The sequence below is a fragment of the Corynebacterium sp. LaCa78 genome, from assembly GCF_046717505.1.
Lineage (GTDB): Bacteria > Actinomycetota > Actinomycetes > Mycobacteriales > Mycobacteriaceae > Corynebacterium.
Genome location: NZ_CP177112.1, coordinates 1,952,480 through 1,968,582, shown reverse-complemented (window position 1 = coordinate 1,968,582; position 16,103 = coordinate 1,952,480). Strand labels below are relative to the sequence as shown.

The window sequence follows — 16,103 nt, the reverse complement described above, 5'->3', positions numbered from 1 at the left end:
TTTCCCCGCCTTACCCCCACGCGCGCCGTGGGGGCTTTTTTCGTATGCTAGGTCGCGATGAAAACTCCAATTCCTTTTTATTTGCAGGAAATTTTGACTCGGGTGCGAGGAAATCGCAGCGGCGCGGTGGCGGACTATATTCCCGAGCTCGCGAAGGCGGAACCGGACTACCTCGGCGTGGCCATCTGCACCACGACGGGGCATGTGTATTCCGCCGGCGATGCTGAGGTGGAATTCACCCTGCAGTCCGTGTCGAAGCCTTTTGCGTATGCCCTAGCGCTGCAGGAGCTCGGTTTGGATGCGGTGCGCGAGATCGTCGGCATGGAACCGTCCGGCGAGGCCTTCAATGAGCTTTCGCTCAACCGCGATGATCACCGGCCGGTGAATCCGATGATTAATGCGGGCGCGATCGCGGTAACGCAGCTAATTAATGGCGTGGATTCGGATCCGGCCGAGCGCGTGGAACAGCTGCGCACCTACTTTTCGCGGCTGGCGGGCCGCGAGCTGAAACTCGATGAAAAGGTGCGCGATTCCGAGCTGCAGGTCTCTGATAGGAACCTGTCTTTGGCGCACATGCTGCGCAATTACGACATCATCCAGGACGAGGCCCACGATGCGGTTTCGACCTACGTGGAGCAGTGCTCGATTAAGGTCACGGTGCGCGACCTCGCCGTGATGTCTGCCACCTTGGCCAATGGTGGCACGCAGCCGGTGACGGGGGAGAAGATCCTCGATGCCGATGTCTGCCGCCTGACGCTTTCTGTCATGAGCTCTGCGGGCATGTACGACGGCGCTGGGCGATGGATGGCCGAGGTCGGAATCCCAGCGAAATCCGGCGTTTCGGGCGGCCTGCTGGGAACCCTGCCCGGCCAATTGGGGGTCGCGACCTTCTCGCCGCGGCTTAATAAGGAGGGCAATTCCGTCCGCGGAGTGGATGCCTTGACCTTGCTGTCGAAGGATATGGGGCTGCACTTGATGTCCACGGATGAGCGCTACGGCGTGCACCCCGTGCGCAGGATGGAGACCGAGGACGACCTCACGGTGATCTTCCTGCAGGGCCTTATCAACTTCAACGCGGCGGAGACCATCTTGCATCAGCTCACCGAATGCGAATTTGGTGAGGGCACGGTGGTGCTGGAGCTATCCCATATCACCGGATCCAACCGGATGGGCCGGCGCATGCTGAAGGAAGGCCTCCGGCGCATCCGCGAGGCTGGTTTCGATATCGCCATCGTGGATCCGGACGGCGAATTGGAGGACCGTACCATGGCGGACGGCACTGAGGTGCCCAAGGGTGAGCCGGAAGATTACGCAATCGCCGAGGAGGTAGTTTAGGTTTGGTTCACCTTACTTGGTTAAGCTAGGATAAGCTCGCACTTATCCTCAATTCGAGGAATCCGACTAACCAAGGACTCAAGATGGCATATAGATTCCCCAAGGTAATGGCCGTGGTGGCGGCCTCCGCCACCGCACTTGTAGGCTGCAGCACCGACGAAGAAACAACCAACAACGGCGGCGGCAGCGACGATGCTGCCCTGTCCTTCACCGACCTCGCGGGCCGCGACGTAGAACTCGACAAGGCCCCCGAGCGCGTCCTGTTAGGCGAGGGCCGCTCCATCTTCGCCACCGGCATCCTCAATACCGAGGATCCGCTGGATAAGGTCGTAGGCATCGGATCCGACCTGAAGAAGAACGTGCCGGACTACTACAACGTCTTGGAAGAAAAGCTGCCCAAGGTCAATGAATTGCCGGAAATCGGCGGGTTCACCAAGGGCGATGTCACCGTGGAAAACCTGGTGAGCTTGGATCCAGACCTCATCGTGTTGTCCAAGGACCAGTACGACGCCTCGCAAGAGGCAGGCCTGACAGAGAAGATGGATCAGGCAGGCCTCAAGTACGCCGTGACCGATTTCCGCGCCAAGCCGCTGGAAAACACCACCAAGTCCATGGATATTTTCGGTGAGATCTTCGGTAAAGAAGAGCGCGCCAAGGAATTCAACGAAGAGTGGCAAGAAACCGTGGACCTGGTCAAGGAGCGTGCGGACAAGGTAAAGGACAAGCCCAAGACCTTCGTTTGGCGCGCGGCCGGTGTCTCGGACTGCTGTGGCTCGTGGAATGACTCCAATATCTCGCAGCTGGTCAACGTCGCCGGCGGCGAAAACGTGGCCGACGGCATCATCCCAGGCGAATCCGGTGCCCTGACCCCAGAAAAGGTCCTCGAGACTGACCCAGACATGGTGATTGCCACCGGCGGCGATTGGTCCGAAATGAAAGACGATGAGGGCAACCCCGTGGGCTACGCCGCGGTGGGCTATGGCATCGGTGAAGATGAGGCGGAGTCGAGCGTTACCAAGCTGCCGAGCCACCAGCCCGGTTTTGAGAACCTGCGCGCGGTCAAGGAACACAAACTGCACAGCATGTGGCACCAGTTCTACAACTCGCCGTTCAACTACCTGGCGCTGCTGCAGATCGCGGAATGGATCAACCCGGAGGCGTATGAGGATATGGACATCGACAAGCAGTGGATGCAAGCGCAAGAAAAGTACTCGCCGGTTGCTGGCGAGGGAACCTTCTTTAGCACGAATTAATGGTGAGTGCGGAGGTAGCTGCCCTTACGCAGCAACACAAGAAGCTCACCTGGCAGCGCATCAGCATCGTCGCGGGCCTGTGCCTCATTGCGGCGGTGGCGTTTGTGGTCAGCAACTTCGTCGGCGCCATCGACATCAGCCCCGGCGAGGTCATCAGGGGCATCGTGAATCCCTCGAGCCTGGATGACCAGACGCATACGGTGCTGTGGAAGCTGCGCTTGCCGATGGCCGTTATGGCCCTGCTCATCGGCGTCAGCCTCTCGCTGGCCGGCGCGGAGATGCAGACCATCTTGAATAACCCGCTGGCGGAGCCGTTTACCCTCGGTATTTCCGCCGCGGCGGCCTTCGGCGGCGCTAGTTCCATCGTGCTCAAGTGGCAGCTGCTAACCCAGCCGCAGTTCAACCTGGCGCTGGTGGCGTGGTTGTCTGCGGCGGTGGCGACGGCGATCATCGTCGTGGCGGCCATTATCCGGGGTGCGAAAGCGGAGACCATGGTGCTGCTGGGCATTGGTTTGGTCTTTTTCTTCCAGGCCATGCTCGCGCTTATCCAGTACCAGTCTTCGGCCGAGGCGCTCCAGCAGATCGTCTTTTGGTCCATGGGGTCGCTCACGCGTGCGAACTGGGCCGCCAACGGCGTGCTGGCGGGTGTGCTGCTGGTTGCCCTGCCCATTTTGTGGGCGCTGTCGTGGCGGCTTACGGCCTTGCGGCTTGGCGATGCCCGCGCTGCCGCCATGGGCATTAATACCGCGCGGCTACGCGTGGTGGTGCTCATCGTGGTCTCCCTCGTGGCGGCAACGACGGTGGCCTTCGCCGGCATCATCGGCTTTATCGGCCTCGTGGGCCCGCACATCGCTCGTATGCTGGTGGGCGAGGACCAGCGCTATTTCGTGCCCGCCTCCATGGCCGCCGGTGCGGCCGTGATGTGCGCGGCGCACGCGGCGAGTCTGATGATTAAGCCGGGTCTGGCCATTCCGATTGGCATCGTGACCTCGCTTTTGGGCGTGCCGTTCTTTATCGCCATCGTGATGACTCGAAGGAGGGCGCTGTGGACGTAGAACTTACCCTGCGCGGTATAAGCGCGGCCTACGGCAAGCACACCGTGCTCGAAGCGGTAGACGTGGATACGCTGCAAGGCGGTCAACTGGTCGGCCTCTTAGGTCCCAACGCGTCCGGTAAAACCACGCTGATCAAGTCCCTTGCCGGCGTGCACCGCGGGTACAAGGGCGAGGTGGATTTCCTGGTGGAAGGAGAAAGCCCGCGGGGCAAGCGCCGCCGCCAGCTGATTGGCTACGTCCCGCAGGATTTGCCCAGCACCGCGGCGCTGCGGGCGTTTGAGACGGTGCTGATCGCGGCGCGTCGGGAAGCGTGCGAGGACCCTATTACCCGCACCGGCGAGGTGCTGAACGCGATGGGGCTGGACGCCATTGCCTCGCGCTACCTCAACGAGCTATCTGGCGGCCAGCGTCAGCTCGTCGCCGTGGCGCAGATGCTGGTGGGAAATCCCGGCCTGATGCTCTTGGACGAGCCGACGTCCGCGCTCGACCTGCATCGCCAGTTCTTCGTCCTCGAGGAGGTGCGCGAGAAGGCTAGGCGCGAAGGCAGCCTGGGGCTGGTGGCCATCCATGACATCAACCTGGCCGCGCGCATGTGTGACCAGCTGGTGGTACTCAAATCCGGCCGTATTCGTGCCCAGGGCACGCCTGGAGACGTGCTCACGCGCGAACTGGTGGAAAGTGTTTATGGGGTAGAGGCGGACATCGTGGAGCACCGCGGTGTTCCCGTCGTCGCGCCCCAACGCGTGAAATAAGCAAAGGCCGAGCGAGATGCTCGGCCTTTTTGCTAGCCTTGAACTGCTAGCTTTGAAAACGAAAAAATCGCGAGGTACTTGCCTCGCGATTTTGCTGTTGTGCGCCATCAGGGAATCGAACCCCGAACCCACTGATTAAGAGTCAGTTGCTCTGCCAATTGAGCTAATGGCGCAGTGTCGACGTCCTGCCGTGTGGCTCTCTGTGCAACGAGTAGAAACTTTAGCACTCCGGTTGAAAAACTGTAAAATCGCCAGCTCATAGTACATTTCTGGGGGAATATAACAGTTTGGATAATGGTGCGCTTGTTTCTGGTATTTGGGGTGGCAAGGCGATAGTCTGGATTGGTCTTGAAAGAACTACTGTATTTCTAAGGTCTACTTAGTGATTATTTCCCTCCCTAAACCCCGCCGCATTGCTGCTGCGAGCATTGCGTGCATTTCCCTGGTAGTAGCCTCGTGCTCCGTTAATTCCGCCGCTGAAAACCGCTCGGGGGACCAGGAATCTACCTCGAGCTCAGCAGAGAAGTCTGAGCAGAAAGAAAAGTCGAAGCTTTCGGCCTCCGTGAAGGATGGGGCAGAAGACGTCGATCCATCCAAGCCCGTCACCGTGGAATCCACCACCGAGCTCAAGAGCGTGACCATGACCAATGAGCTGGGCGTGGAAGTTGAAGAAAAACTCTCTGAGGACGGCAAGAAGTGGACTACGGCGGAGGATCTTGGCTATAACCACACTTATTCCATCGTGGCCACTGACAAGGATGGCAATAAGAAGAACCTGAGCTTTTCCACCTCCCAGGCGGCGGGCGTCGCCCAGGTGGCGATGACGCCTATCCCCGGCTCTGAGGTGGGTGTGGGCCAGGTTATCGGCGTCAATTTCGGCACCTATATCACCGACCGCAAGGCGGCAGAGGACACGATTACGGTTAAGACCAACCCAGAGGTGGAAGGCGCGTTCTACTGGGTGAATAACCAAGAGGTGCGCTGGCGCCCCAAGGAGTATTGGGAGCCGGGCACCAAGGTTGAGGTCAAGGTCGATCAATACGGCAAGGACCTCGGTGGCGGCATCTACGGCGGGGAAAATACCGGGACGGATTTCACCATCGGGGATCGCACCGTCACGCTGGTGGATAATGCCACCAAGACCATGAAGGTCTACAAGAACAAGGAGCTCTTGCGCACCATTCCGGTATCGCTGGGTCGCGATTATCAATATGACACCCCGAATGGGCGCTATGTCATTGGCGATCAGCACCAGTCGCTGCTGATGGATTCTGAGACCTTCGGGCTTGCGCACGATGCGGGCGGCTACAGCACCGAGGTGGACTGGGCTACCCAGATGTCCTATTCCGGCATTTACGTGCACTCCGCACCGTGGTCCGTGTGGGCGCAGGGTAATTCCAATACCTCTCACGGCTGCATCAACGTCACGCCAGAGGCCGCGCAGTGGTTCCAGAACACCGTCAAGCGCGGCGATATCGTCCACGTAATCAATACTTATGGTGGGACGCTTAACCCCTTGGACGGCTTGGGCGATTGGAATATGCCCTGGGAGGAATGGTCCAAGGGCAACGCGGACGCTAATCAATAATCCGCACAATTTTTAGGCGCATGGCTACAGTGGTGGCCATGCGCTTTTCTATTTTGGACCGCGGGGCGGCAGGCAGACTCGATGGGATAGCCGAGCATGCGCAGCATGTGGAGCGGCTGGGTTTTCGCAGGTTTTTCCTCGCCGAGCACCACGGGGTGCCGGGCATCCCAGCGGGCCAGCCGGGCATGTTGGCTTCGCACGTGGCGGCGCGCACGCAGCGCATTCGCGTGGGTACCGCAGGAATTATGGTGCTCAACCACCCGCCGTTTCTAGTCGCGGAACAGATTAACCTCTTGGAGGCGCTGTACCCCGGCAGGATCGATATTGGGTTGGGCTCCTCGGTGGGCTTTACGGCGCCAGTGCGCAAGGCGCTGCGCCAGGGCGATCCGCTGGAGCTCAAGCCGCAGTTCGAGAACGAGGTCGAGGCCCTGTTGCGCTACCTGCGCGGAGAGGCGGCGGTGACGGTGCGGCCCGAGTATGCGGGCACGCCCATCTATATCCTCGCCGGCTTCCGGTCGGTCAGGGTGGCCGCGCGGCTGGGATTGGGTGTCATCCTGGGCGGGCCCGTAGAAATGCAGGAAAAGGCGGCGCGGCTCTACCGCGAGCATGCGCTTGCCGATGCCCCACCTATCATCTCCTCCCTCAATATCGCCGTGGCCGATACCGCGGACCAAGCGCGGGACCTTTTGCTGCCGGAGTCCTATGCAAAGGTCATGGCCCAGTCCACCGGGGAATTCGCGCCGCTGCGCCCAGCCCGCGAATTGGATCTGGAGGGGCTAACGAGCCAGCAACAGCGCCGCATCGACGAGTCCCTGGGCCACGACGTCTGGGGGACGGTGGGGGAAGTGGGGGAGGAACTAAGGGGCATCGGCAAGCAGCTGGGCGTCGATGAGTTCCTGATTACCGGAGACATGCCGGATCTCGCGGGGAGGGCCCGCTCGGAGGAAATGGTGGTGGAGATATAAAAAATCCCGAGCACGGGGCTCGGGAGATTGGGGTGGCTGACGGGACTCGAACCCGCGACAACCAGGATCACAACCTGGTGCTCTACCAGCTGAACTACAGCCACCATCGTTGCGCGAAAGCAACGAGATATAGGTTAACTCACGCCGCGTAAATTACAAAAACGCCTGGTAATCGGCGGTGGTTTCGGCCTTGAGCTCCTTGGCTTCGGTAGAAGTTGGGCCCTCATCGGTGCGAAAGACGCTGCGGCGATAGAAATCGAGCTCGCGGATGGACTCGATGATGTCCTGCAGCGCGCGGTGGGCCATGCCCTTATCGGGCTGGTTGTAGTAGGCCCGCGGGTGCCAGCGCCGGGCGAGCTCCTTGATGGTTGAGACATCGATCATGCGGTAGTGCAGCGCCTCATCTAGCCGCGGCATATAGGTGCGGATGAAGGTGCGGTCGGTGGCGATGGAATTGCCGGCTAGGGGAGCCGGGTGCTCGCAGTGCTCGTTGATGAGCGCCAGTACCGCGTCCTCGGCCTCGCGGATGGTCGTGGTGGACTGGCGGATTTCCTTATCGAGGCCGGAGTTTGCGTGCATTTCGGTGACGAAGGAATCCATCTGGGATAGTTCCTCTTCGGTGGCGTGGACGACGAGATCGATGCCCTTGCCAAGGATGTTGAGGTTGCCGTCCGTGATGACTGCGGCCACCTCGACGATGACGTGGCGTTCCGGGTCGAGGCCGGTCATTTCCAGGTCGATCCACACGAGGCGATCATATTTTGCGGCGATTTCGGGAGAAGACATGCGTTCCATTCTAACCCCGACTGACGGGGCCCTCCGCGCGCCCCGATCTGCACCCCGAAAAGCAAAAGAAAAATTTACCTATCGTTTTACCGACACGGGGGAGTGATTTACGGCATACTTTCTATATCGTGCTTCACAAGGGAGGTGCGAATGACTAAGGAGTTTCTCGATGGCAAACTTTCTCGATGCCCTCAATTCCATAATTTGGTCGCCCGCCCTCGTGTTTTTGTGCTTGGGTGCGGGTGTTTATTTCACCGTGATAACGCGGGGCCTGCAGGTCCGTTGCCTACCGGATATGCTGCGGCAAATTTCCAAGGGCGAAAAATCTGACGACGGTGTTTCTTCCTTCCAATCGCTGATGGTCTCTCTATCCGGCCGCGTGGGCGTGGGTAATATCGCCGGCGTGTCCACGGCCATTGCCTTCGGTGGCCCGGGTGCGGTGTTCTGGATGTGGGCTGTGGCGCTTTTGGGCTCGTCCACCTCCTTCATCGAGTGCACCCTGGCGCAGATTTATAAAGAAAAGGACCAGGACACCGGCGAGTACCGCGGTGGCCCGGCTTATTACATCGAAAAGGCGTATAAGCACACCAAGGCTGCGCCGTTCATGATGGTCTATGGCATCCTCTTTGCCATCGCCATGATTTTGGCCACCAGCTACTTCCTGCCGGGCATTCAGGCCAATGCTGTGGCCGCAGCGGCCGATACCGCGTGGGGTATCAATTCCACCTGGGCCGCGGTAGTCCTGGCCGGCATTTTGGCCACCATCATTATCGGTGGCGTCAAGCGCATCGCTAACTTCGCCACCCTAGTCGTGCCGTTTATGGCTGCGATCTACATCGGCATCTCCATCGTCGTGATGCTCATCAACTACTCGCAGATCCCAGAGGTCTTTGGCCTTATCTTTAAGTCTGCCTTTAACCTCGAGGCCGGGTTCTCCGGCATGCTGGGTGTGGCCATCATGTGGGGCGTTAAGCGCGGTATTTACTCCAACGAGGCTGGCCAGGGCACCGGCCCGCAGTCCGCTGCCGCCGCGGAGGTCTCCCACCCGGCCAAGCAAGGCTTCGTGCAGTCCTTCGCCGTGTACATCGACACCCTCTTCGTGTGCTCCGCAACGGCGTTTATGATCATCTCCACGGATATGTACACCGTCTTCCGCGGCGAATCCGAGGATGGCGAGGTTGTCTACCAAGGCTCGCTTCCCGATGACGTCGCAGTCGGCCCCGGCTTCGTCCAATCCGGCCTCGATAGCGTCTTTGCTGGCTGGGGCCCGACGTTTATCGCCGTGTCCATTGCCTTCTTCGCCTTTACCACCGTGCTGGCGTACTACTACATGTCCGAGGTCAACCTGACCTACTTCAACCGTTGGGTCAAGTCCCGCGCGGTTCGTCGCGGCCTAGTATGGGCGCTGCGCATCCTGATTATCGTCTCGGTCATCGTGGGTGCTACCACGACTCCGGGCTCGGCCTGGGCGCTGGGCGATATCGGCGTGGGCACCACCGCATGGCTAAATATCATCGCCGTCCTCTTCCTGCAGGTGCCGGCGCTCAAGGTCCTGAAGGACTACGAGAAACAAAAGAAGGCGGGCAAGGATCCGGAATTCGACCCAGAGGCGGTGGGCATCAAGAATGCCGATTTCTGGGTGGACCGCAAAAACGCCCGTGCGGCGGCACAAGCGGCCAGCAAGCAAGCCGCCGGCGAGAATGCGGAACGCTAGCTCATCTGGGAATAAAACCGCCCAATGAGCGGCGCGATGACTGGGGTCGGCAGCACCTTGCTGACCACGTTCATCGCCTTTGACAAGGGGCCAGGGACCACGCGTCGCTGGCCTTTTTGCATGGCCGCGATGGTCTCTTTGGAGCAGGACTCATACGTGGTCCACAGCGCATCGGGCACGACCTTATCCACGATGGTCTGGTCCTCTTCGGCGATGGTCGCCTCACGTACCGGCCCAGGAGCTAGCAGGGTACAGCTGATGCCAGAGCCCTTGAGCTCATAGTGCAGCGCCTCCGTAAACGCATTCACCCCGGCCTTGGTAAAGACGTAGGTCGCGTTATTGGGGATGGGGATATTGCCGGCCGTTGAGCCCACATTGCAGATGGCGCCCGCACGCCGCGGGAGCATGTGTTCCAGCGCGGCGCGGGTCAGGCGGTGCACGGCGGTGCCGTTTAAGGCGAATTGGGAGGTCTCGTAGCCCCAGTCCTGGTCCATGAAGGGCCCGAAGCTGGCGATGCCGGCGGAATTGACCAAGATGGAGACTTTCTTGGAGGAGATGGTGTCAATGACCGCCTCGACGCCCTCATCGGTGGCCAAATCCGCGGGTAGGGCACTGGCCTCAATGTGGTGGCGGCGCTGAAGTTCTGTGGCTAAATCTTCCAAGATTTCGCCGCGCCGGGCAACGAGGATGACGTTATAGCCCATCGCCGCGAAATCGTGGGCCATCGCCTTGCCGATGCCCTGGCTAGCGCCCGTAACTAGGGCGTAGGAGGTACGAGATGGTGCCGGAAGTGACATTGTCGAGCCTTTCGAGGGGGGGGCTAGGTTCTAAAGACCCCAGCGTAGACAAAAAGCCGGCACGCTGCGAAAAAGTCTCGAGGCATCGTAGCTTTAAGAAACGATGCCTCGAGACTTCAGACGGTGCCCCCAGCAGGACTCGAACCCGCGACACATGGGGTAGAAACCCACTGCTCTAATCCGCTGAGCTATGGGGGCTGGACAGCACACTCATATTAGCCCACAGCCACGGCGATTCCTAAGCCAGGGGGCGGGCGGAATCGTGCGCGCGCAGAATTTCGATCAATTCTTGGGCGGCAGGGGTCAGTTCGCGGTCGGAGCGATACGCCAAGATGGCATGGAATCGTGGAAGATCCTCTTTGACCGTTAGTTTAGCGATGCCCTGCGGATGCAGTGCGGGGGCGCATCGCGGCATGAAGCTGATGCCAAAGCCGCTGGAAATCATCGGGATGGCGGCATGCAGCGATGCGACGTCTTGAATGTGATCCGGCTTGTAGGAGGGGTGGTGTTCCCACAGTTCATCGTAAAGCTCCGCCATGCCGGGAAGCTCGCGGCAGTGGGGAGGAACCAGCCAGGTTTCCTCGCGCAAGTCCTGCAAGGAGACGGGGGAAGGAAGATCTGCCATGCTCTCTGGCACCGCAAGGGAGTAGTCGAATTCGGCGACGTCGTGGACGGTGAGCTCGGGGGAGTAGCGGCGGATGAAGGCTTTGGGGTCGGACGTCGGCAAGAGCGCGAGGTCCACCTGGCCCTCCAAGAGCCGCTTGATGGCGGTGGCGGCGGTGGAATCATCCAGGCTGATGCGAGCTGAGGGGTGGATTTCGGTGAGCTCGGAGAGGATGGAGGGGGTAAATTCCCAGTTCAAAATGGGACACGACGTCAGGGAGACGGTATTGGCGTTATCGCCGGTGATTTCGCTGATGTGGCGCTGGGCATCGGCCAGCAGGGCATCGACCTTAAGGGCGGTGTCATAGACATAATCACCTGCCTCCGTGGTGGTTACGCCCGAACGACCCCGGGACAGCAACTGGGTATTGAGCTCCTTTTCCAATTTGCGGATGGAAAGGCTCAGGGAGGGCTGGGTCATTTCGAGGGCTGCGGCGGCATGGGTAAAGGACCCATTGTCTACAACGGCACGGAAATAAAGAAGTTGACGGGTGTCCATAAGTCCTATCATGGCACATCCAGGGAGAAAATATGCGTTCGCTTTGCATTAGGGTGGCCCTATAGAATGCGAGCTATGGTCAATAAGCTGGTCAAAGGCACGCAGTCTGGAACGCAAAAACCCCGTCCTTCCTGGGGGATTTTTATTGCAGCAATGCTTTTTGCTGGCTTGCTCGCCGGGTTCATTTCCTTGTTCTTATTGGCGGATTCCTTGGCCGCCTTGGGCATTCCGGACCCAGGACGGATTACCACCTTCGGCCTGCCGCTGTTCCGTGGGCTGGCGTGGCTATTGATGGCGCTATCCGTGGGGTCCTTTTTGGCCTCGTCGTTTCTCATCGCCCCGCGCGGGGAGAACGATTCCCTCATCGAGGCGCCTTTATCGGTCGACGGCCATATCGCCGCCCGCACTGGCACGTGGTCGGCCTTCGGTGCTGCGGCCGTGGGGCTGGTAGAAATCCCGATGATCATGTCGGACCTGACCGGCACGCCGTTTTTTAAGGTCTTCAACCTGACCATTTTGAAAATGGCCTTTACGGAAATTTCCTCCACCATCGTGTGGGGCATTGCGGTGCTCATCGCCCTTACCGTGGGAATTATTGGCAGCCTCAGCCGCACCTGGGCCATGCAGCCGGTGCTGCTTTTGCTGTCCATCCTGCAAGTAGTCCCCATCGGCCTTGAAGGCCACTCTGCGACCGGTGGCGATCACGATTACGGCACGAACTCGCTGCTGTGGCACCTGGTATTTGTGATGCTGTGGGTGGGCGGCCTCATGGCGCTCATCGCGCATGGCCGGCGCCTGGGCCCGAACCTCCCCTTCGCGGTCAAGCGATATTCCGCCATCGCTTTCATGGCCATCGTCGTGCTGGCGGTATCCGGCCTAATCAATACGCTCATCCGGATGGATATTTCGGACCTGCCGCAATCGCCTTACGGCATTATCCTGATCACCAAGTTCGTGCTCACCATCCTGCTGGGCATTTTGGGGCTTATCCACCGCGAACTCACCATCCCGCAGTTAGATAAAAACCCGCGGCTCTTTATCCGCATCGCCATCGTGGAGCTCGCGGTCATGGCGGGCACGATTGGCGTAGCCATCACCCTGGGGCGCACCGTGCCGCCGCCACCGCGGGATCCGAACTTGAGCTCCATGCAGATCCTCATGGGCTATAACCTGCATGAGGCGCCCACGGTATTCAATATCTGGACGATGTTCCGCTTTGACATCATGTTTGGCACGATTGGCCTGCTCATGGCCGCGGCATATGGCTACTGCGTTTACCGCGTGCACAAGCGCGGGTTGAGCTGGGACAAGGGACGCACCGCGTGGTTTATGGTCGGCTCGCTGGGCCTTACGCTTGTCATGTCCACCGGCCTCGGCCTGTACATGCCCGCAATGTATTCCATCCACATGCTGGTGCACATGATTTTGTCCATGACCATTCCGCTGCTCATGGTGCTAGGCGCGCCCGTCACCTTGGTCATGGAGGCCTACGAGCCGGGTCCAAAGGGGCAGCCGAGCCCGCACGATTATGCCTTGGCGCTGACCCAATCTAAGTTCGTGCGGGTCATTACCAATCCCTTCGTGAACTTGGCGCAGTACCTCTTTTTCCTCTACGTGCTCTATCTTTTCCCGAGCCTGTACGAATTCGCCATTTCGGAGCACGCCGGCCATCTCATCATGAACTACGTGTTCCTCATTTCCGGCTACTTCTACTTCTGGGAGGTCATTGGCCCAGATCCCTTGCCTAAGCGCCATTCCACGCCCTTCCGGCTTGGCATGCTTTTCTTGTCGATGCCCTTCCACCTCTTCGCCGGGGTCTACCTGATGCAGCTGCAAACGGTGCTTGGCCTCGACTTCTATCAGTATCTCGAGCTGCCTTGGGATCAGGACTTGCTGCAGGATCAGCGCGTGGGCGGGGGTATTGCCTGGGGCTTTGGCCAATTCCCCTTGGTCATTGTCTTTGGCAAGCTCTTTTTGGATTGGCTGCGCGATGACCGCGCGACCGCACGGCGCCACGATGTGCAGGCGGAGGCGGACGACGATGCTGAGCTCGCCCGCTATAACGCGATGCTGGAGGACATGAGCCACGGCGATGAAAGCGGCTTCCGCGGGCACTAATTTATTGCCCACCTGTGGATAACCCGCCCGAAAGTGACCATCCTGGGGCCGCTTTGTTGAGGGGAACAACAAGTTATCCACAGCGCTGGGCGGCATGGCATGGTGCGGTTTGCGCTGCGGCAGCAGGATGTGAAGGCGAGCGAGGGACATACCACTCGCGAACTCACAACCTAGTAAAGGAATTTCAGCACCATGTCTCAATACCCAGTAATGTTAACCGGCCGCCTTACCCAAGATCCCATCCTGACCAAGACCTCGACCGGCGCATATAAAACCAAGCTGCGCATCGCATCCTCCCGGCGCGTTCCTGATCGCCCCGCCGATACCGGTACCGACGCCGAAAACCAACGCGGCCAGCAGCAGTGGCGCGATGTAGACCACCTCTTTATTGACGTGGAGATGTGGAACCAATTTGCCATCAACGTCAAGAAATCCCTGGCCAAGGGCATGCCGCTATTGGTCTGCGGCTCGATCGTCTCTGATCAGTGGCGCGATGATGAGGGCAAGGACCATTACCGCACCTTTATCAAGGCGCAGTATGTGGGCCTAGACCTAAACCGCCACGTCATCGGCGCAAAGCGCTTGGCGCCGCAGTATAACCAGGAAAACATCGCCATCCCTGAGCTTGGCGATAATGAGGTGGAACCGGACGTAGATAACTCCGCGCCGGGCGATACCGCCGCTGATACCGCTGCAGACCGCATCCAAGCGGGAAATAGTGCAGCAGCCCAGGACGGCGAGCAAGTAGCAACGCAAGAAGAGGAGGCCGCCGAAACCGTGCATGCATAGCGCCTGCCATCCGCCTCGGGTTCGCCCGACCCGAGGCACCTAGGCGCGCATTCTGATGTAGTGTTTGTGTAGATAAATACGTCTCCCAAATTTTTGCAAAGGGGTAAAAAGTGGGCGAATTCATCTACACGATGAAAAACGTGCGCAAGGCAATTGGCGATAAGGTCATCCTTGATGATGTCACGATGGCGTTCTACCCGGGCGCCAAGATTGGTGTGGTCGGCCCCAACGGTGCCGGTAAGTCCTCCATTCTGAAGATTATGGCCGGTTTGGATCAGCCTTCTAACGGTGAGGCATTCCTCGATCCGGGTGCCACCGTGGGCATCCTGCAGCAGGAGCCGCCGCTGAATGAAGAAAAGACCGTGCGCGGCAACGTCGAGGAGGGCCTCGGCGATATCTTTGAAAAGAAGCAGCGCTTCGAGGAAATCGCCGAAGAGATGGCGACCAATTACAGCGATGAGCTCATGGCGGAAATGGGCAAGCTGCAAGAGGACTTGGATGCCGCCGATGCATGGGAGGTTGATTCCAAGATCGAGCAGGCGATGGAGGCATTGCGCTGCCCGCCTTCCGATGCCCCGGTGACCAACCTCTCCGGTGGTGAGCGCCGCCGCGTGGCCCTGGCCAAGCTCCTGTTGACGGAGCCGGACCTGCTACTTTTGGACGAGCCCACCAACCACTTGGACGCCGAGTCCGTGGAATGGCTGGAAAAGCACTTGGCGGATTACCCAGGTGCCGTCCTAGCCGTCACCCACGACCGTTACTTCCTAGATCACGTGGCCGGCTGGATCTGTGAGGTGGACCGCGGCAAGCTGTACCCGTACGAGGGTAATTACTCCACCTACCTGGATAAGAAGCAAGAGCGCCTCCAGGTCGCCGGCAAGAAGGACGCCAAGCTGCGCAAGCGCTTGAAGGACGAGCTGGAATGGGTACGCTCCGGCGCCAAGGCTCGCCAGGCCAAGAACAAGGCTCGTTTGGAGCGCTACGAAGAGATGGCTGCAGAGGCGGAGAAGTATAAGAAGCTGGACTTCGAGGAAATCCAGATTCCTACGCCGCCACGCTTGGGCAATAAGGTCGTCGAGGCAAAGAACCTGGTCAAGGGCTTCGATGATCGCACCCTGATTAAGGACTTGTCCTTCACCCTGCCGCGCAATGGCATCGTCGGTGTTATCGGCCCGAACGGTGTGGGTAAGACCACGCTGTTTAAGACCATCGTTGGTTTGGAAGAACCGGATGATGGCTCCGTTGAGGTCGGCGAGACCGTCAAGCTGTCCTACGTGGACCAGAATCGCGAGAATATCGACCCAGAGGCTACGGTGTGGGAGGTCGTCTCCGGCGGGCTGGATTATATTCACGTTGGCCAAAATGAGATGCCATCGCGCGCGTACCTTTCCGCCTTCGGTTTTAAGGGCCCGGATCAGCAAAAGCCGTCGAAGGTGCTCTCCGGCGGTGAGCGCAACCGCTTGAACTTGGCGCTGACCTTGAAAGAGGGCGGCAACCTTATCCTTCTTGACGAGCCAACCAACGACTTGGACGTCGAAACCCTGGGTTCGCTAGAAAACGCCTTGGAGAAATTCCCGGGCTGCGCCGTTGTTATTTCCCACGACCGCTGGTTCTTGGACCGTACCTGTACCCACATTCTGGCGTGGGAAGGAAACGTTGCCGAGGGGCAATGGTTCTGGTTTGAGGGTAACTTTGGTGACTATGAGAAGAACAAGGTGGAGCGTCTGGGAGAAGACGCCGCCCGTCCTTCTCGCGTCACTCACCGCAAGCTCACCCGATAATCCCTGAG

13 protein-coding genes and 3 tRNA genes are annotated in these 16,103 nt (G+C 59.5%); 10 read left to right on the top strand and 6 right to left on the bottom strand.

Annotated elements, in window-relative coordinates; translation table 11 throughout:
* Window positions 1-57: 57 nt before the first annotated feature.
* From ACLI1O_RS09455 to ACLI1O_RS09440, 4 genes are all read left to right on the top strand, one after another.
* Window positions 58-1,335 carry a glutaminase gene (locus tag ACLI1O_RS09455; protein WP_239269888.1) on the top strand — a complete coding sequence of 426 codons (1,278 nt, stop codon included), beginning with the start codon at window positions 58-60 and terminating at the stop codon, window positions 1,333-1,335.
* 83 nt (window positions 1,336-1,418) lie between these two features.
* Window positions 1,419-2,588 (top strand): ABC transporter substrate-binding protein, encoded by a 1,170-nt coding sequence (locus ACLI1O_RS09450; RefSeq protein WP_239269887.1) that lies wholly within the window; start codon window positions 1,419-1,421, stop codon window positions 2,586-2,588.
* The gene (locus ACLI1O_RS09445) at window positions 2,588-3,643 is read left to right on the top strand and encodes a FecCD family ABC transporter permease (RefSeq protein WP_239269886.1); all 1,056 of its coding nucleotides are present in this window, start codon (window positions 2,588-2,590) and stop codon (window positions 3,641-3,643) included. Before ACLI1O_RS09450 ends, ACLI1O_RS09445 begins: the two co-directional genes overlap by 1 nt.
* Window positions 3,634-4,395, top strand: a complete 762-nt coding sequence (locus ACLI1O_RS09440; protein WP_239269885.1) for an ABC transporter ATP-binding protein — start codon at window positions 3,634-3,636, stop codon at window positions 4,393-4,395. Before ACLI1O_RS09445 ends, ACLI1O_RS09440 begins: the two co-directional genes overlap by 10 nt.
* Window positions 4,396-4,495: 100 nt before the next feature.
* Here the strand turns inward: ACLI1O_RS09440 and ACLI1O_RS09435 are convergent.
* Window positions 4,496-4,568 (bottom strand) — tRNA-Lys (locus tag ACLI1O_RS09435).
* A 209-nt stretch (window positions 4,569-4,777) separates the two neighbouring features.
* Between ACLI1O_RS09435 and ACLI1O_RS09430 the strand changes: the two genes are divergently transcribed.
* Complete coding sequence (locus ACLI1O_RS09430; protein WP_239269884.1) at window positions 4,778-5,983, top strand: Ig-like domain-containing protein; 1,206 nt, start codon at window positions 4,778-4,780, stop codon at window positions 5,981-5,983.
* Window positions 5,984-6,003: 20 nt separating this feature from the next.
* Window positions 6,004-6,948, top strand: a complete 945-nt coding sequence (locus ACLI1O_RS09425; RefSeq protein ID WP_370658450.1) for an MsnO8 family LLM class oxidoreductase — start codon at window positions 6,004-6,006, stop codon at window positions 6,946-6,948.
* Between the two features lie 28 nt (window positions 6,949-6,976).
* On the opposite strand, the gene ACLI1O_RS09420 is transcribed toward ACLI1O_RS09425, so the two are convergent.
* Both ACLI1O_RS09420 and orn read right to left on the bottom strand, forming a co-directional pair.
* Window positions 6,977-7,052, bottom strand: a tRNA-His gene (locus ACLI1O_RS09420).
* Window positions 7,053-7,101: 49 nt separating this feature from the next.
* Window positions 7,102-7,743: an oligoribonuclease gene (orn, locus tag ACLI1O_RS09415; RefSeq protein WP_411706824.1), complete on the bottom strand. Its 642-nt coding sequence runs from the start codon at window positions 7,741-7,743 to the stop codon at window positions 7,102-7,104.
* Window positions 7,744-7,903: 160 nt separating this feature from the next.
* On the opposite strand from orn, the gene ACLI1O_RS09410 reads away from it, so the two are divergent.
* On the top strand, window positions 7,904-9,448 hold the full coding sequence (locus ACLI1O_RS09410) for an alanine/glycine:cation symporter family protein (protein ID WP_239268767.1): 1,545 nt from the start codon (window positions 7,904-7,906) through the stop codon (window positions 9,446-9,448).
* On the opposite strand, the gene cmrA is transcribed toward ACLI1O_RS09410, so the two are convergent.
* From cmrA to ACLI1O_RS09395, 3 genes are all read right to left on the bottom strand, one after another.
* Window positions 9,445-10,245: a mycolate reductase gene (gene cmrA, locus ACLI1O_RS09405; protein WP_239268765.1), complete on the bottom strand. Its 801-nt coding sequence runs from the start codon at window positions 10,243-10,245 to the stop codon at window positions 9,445-9,447. The two genes, ACLI1O_RS09410 and cmrA, sit on opposite strands and share 4 nt — an antisense overlap.
* A gap of 124 nt (window positions 10,246-10,369) precedes the next feature.
* Window positions 10,370-10,443 (bottom strand) — tRNA-Arg (locus ACLI1O_RS09400).
* A gap of 40 nt (window positions 10,444-10,483) precedes the next feature.
* Complete coding sequence (locus ACLI1O_RS09395; protein ID WP_239268763.1) at window positions 10,484-11,407, bottom strand: LysR family transcriptional regulator; 924 nt, start codon at window positions 11,405-11,407, stop codon at window positions 10,484-10,486.
* A gap of 66 nt (window positions 11,408-11,473) precedes the next feature.
* Here ACLI1O_RS09395 and ACLI1O_RS09390 point away from each other — a divergent pair, with 66 nt between their 5' ends.
* The 3 genes from ACLI1O_RS09390 to ettA all read left to right on the top strand — a co-directional run bounded on the left by ACLI1O_RS09390 (window position 11,474) and on the right by ettA (window position 16,095).
* Window positions 11,474-13,525 carry a cytochrome c oxidase assembly protein gene (locus ACLI1O_RS09390; RefSeq protein ID WP_370658451.1) on the top strand — a complete coding sequence of 684 codons (2,052 nt, stop codon included), beginning with the start codon at window positions 11,474-11,476 and terminating at the stop codon, window positions 13,523-13,525.
* A 192-nt stretch (window positions 13,526-13,717) separates the two neighbouring features.
* The gene (locus ACLI1O_RS09385; protein WP_239268759.1) at window positions 13,718-14,314 is read left to right on the top strand and encodes a single-stranded DNA-binding protein; all 597 of its coding nucleotides are present in this window, start codon (window positions 13,718-13,720) and stop codon (window positions 14,312-14,314) included.
* Between the two features lie 110 nt (window positions 14,315-14,424).
* The gene (ettA, locus tag ACLI1O_RS09380) at window positions 14,425-16,095 is read left to right on the top strand and encodes an energy-dependent translational throttle protein EttA (protein ID WP_005277855.1); all 1,671 of its coding nucleotides are present in this window, start codon (window positions 14,425-14,427) and stop codon (window positions 16,093-16,095) included.
* Window positions 16,096-16,103 lie beyond the last annotated feature (8 nt).

Excerpts from the sequence above, each read along its gene's own strand:
- ACLI1O_RS09455 (WP_239269888.1), top strand. The coding sequence starts at position 58 with ATGAAAACTCCAATTCCTTTTTATTTGCAGGAAATTTTGACTCGGGTG.
- ACLI1O_RS09450 (WP_239269887.1), top strand. The coding sequence starts at position 1,419 with ATGGCATATAGATTCCCCAAGGTAATGGCCGTGGTGGCGGCCTCCGCC.
- ACLI1O_RS09445 (WP_239269886.1), top strand. The coding sequence starts at position 2,588 with ATGGTGAGTGCGGAGGTAGCTGCCCTTACGCAGCAACACAAGAAGCTC.
- ACLI1O_RS09425 (WP_370658450.1), top strand. The coding sequence starts at position 6,004 with ATGGCTACAGTGGTGGCCATGCGCTTTTCTATTTTGGACCGCGGGGCG.
- orn (WP_411706824.1), bottom strand. The coding sequence starts at position 7,743 with ATGGAACGCATGTCTTCTCCCGAAATCGCCGCAAAATATGATCGCCTC.
- ACLI1O_RS09410 (WP_239268767.1), top strand. The coding sequence starts at position 7,904 with ATGGCAAACTTTCTCGATGCCCTCAATTCCATAATTTGGTCGCCCGCC.
- cmrA (WP_239268765.1), bottom strand. The coding sequence starts at position 10,245 with ATGTCACTTCCGGCACCATCTCGTACCTCCTACGCCCTAGTTACGGGC.
- ACLI1O_RS09395 (WP_239268763.1), bottom strand. The coding sequence starts at position 11,407 with ATGGACACCCGTCAACTTCTTTATTTCCGTGCCGTTGTAGACAATGGG.
- ACLI1O_RS09390 (WP_370658451.1), top strand. The coding sequence starts at position 11,474 with ATGCGAGCTATGGTCAATAAGCTGGTCAAAGGCACGCAGTCTGGAACG.
- ACLI1O_RS09385 (WP_239268759.1), top strand. The coding sequence starts at position 13,718 with ATGTCTCAATACCCAGTAATGTTAACCGGCCGCCTTACCCAAGATCCC.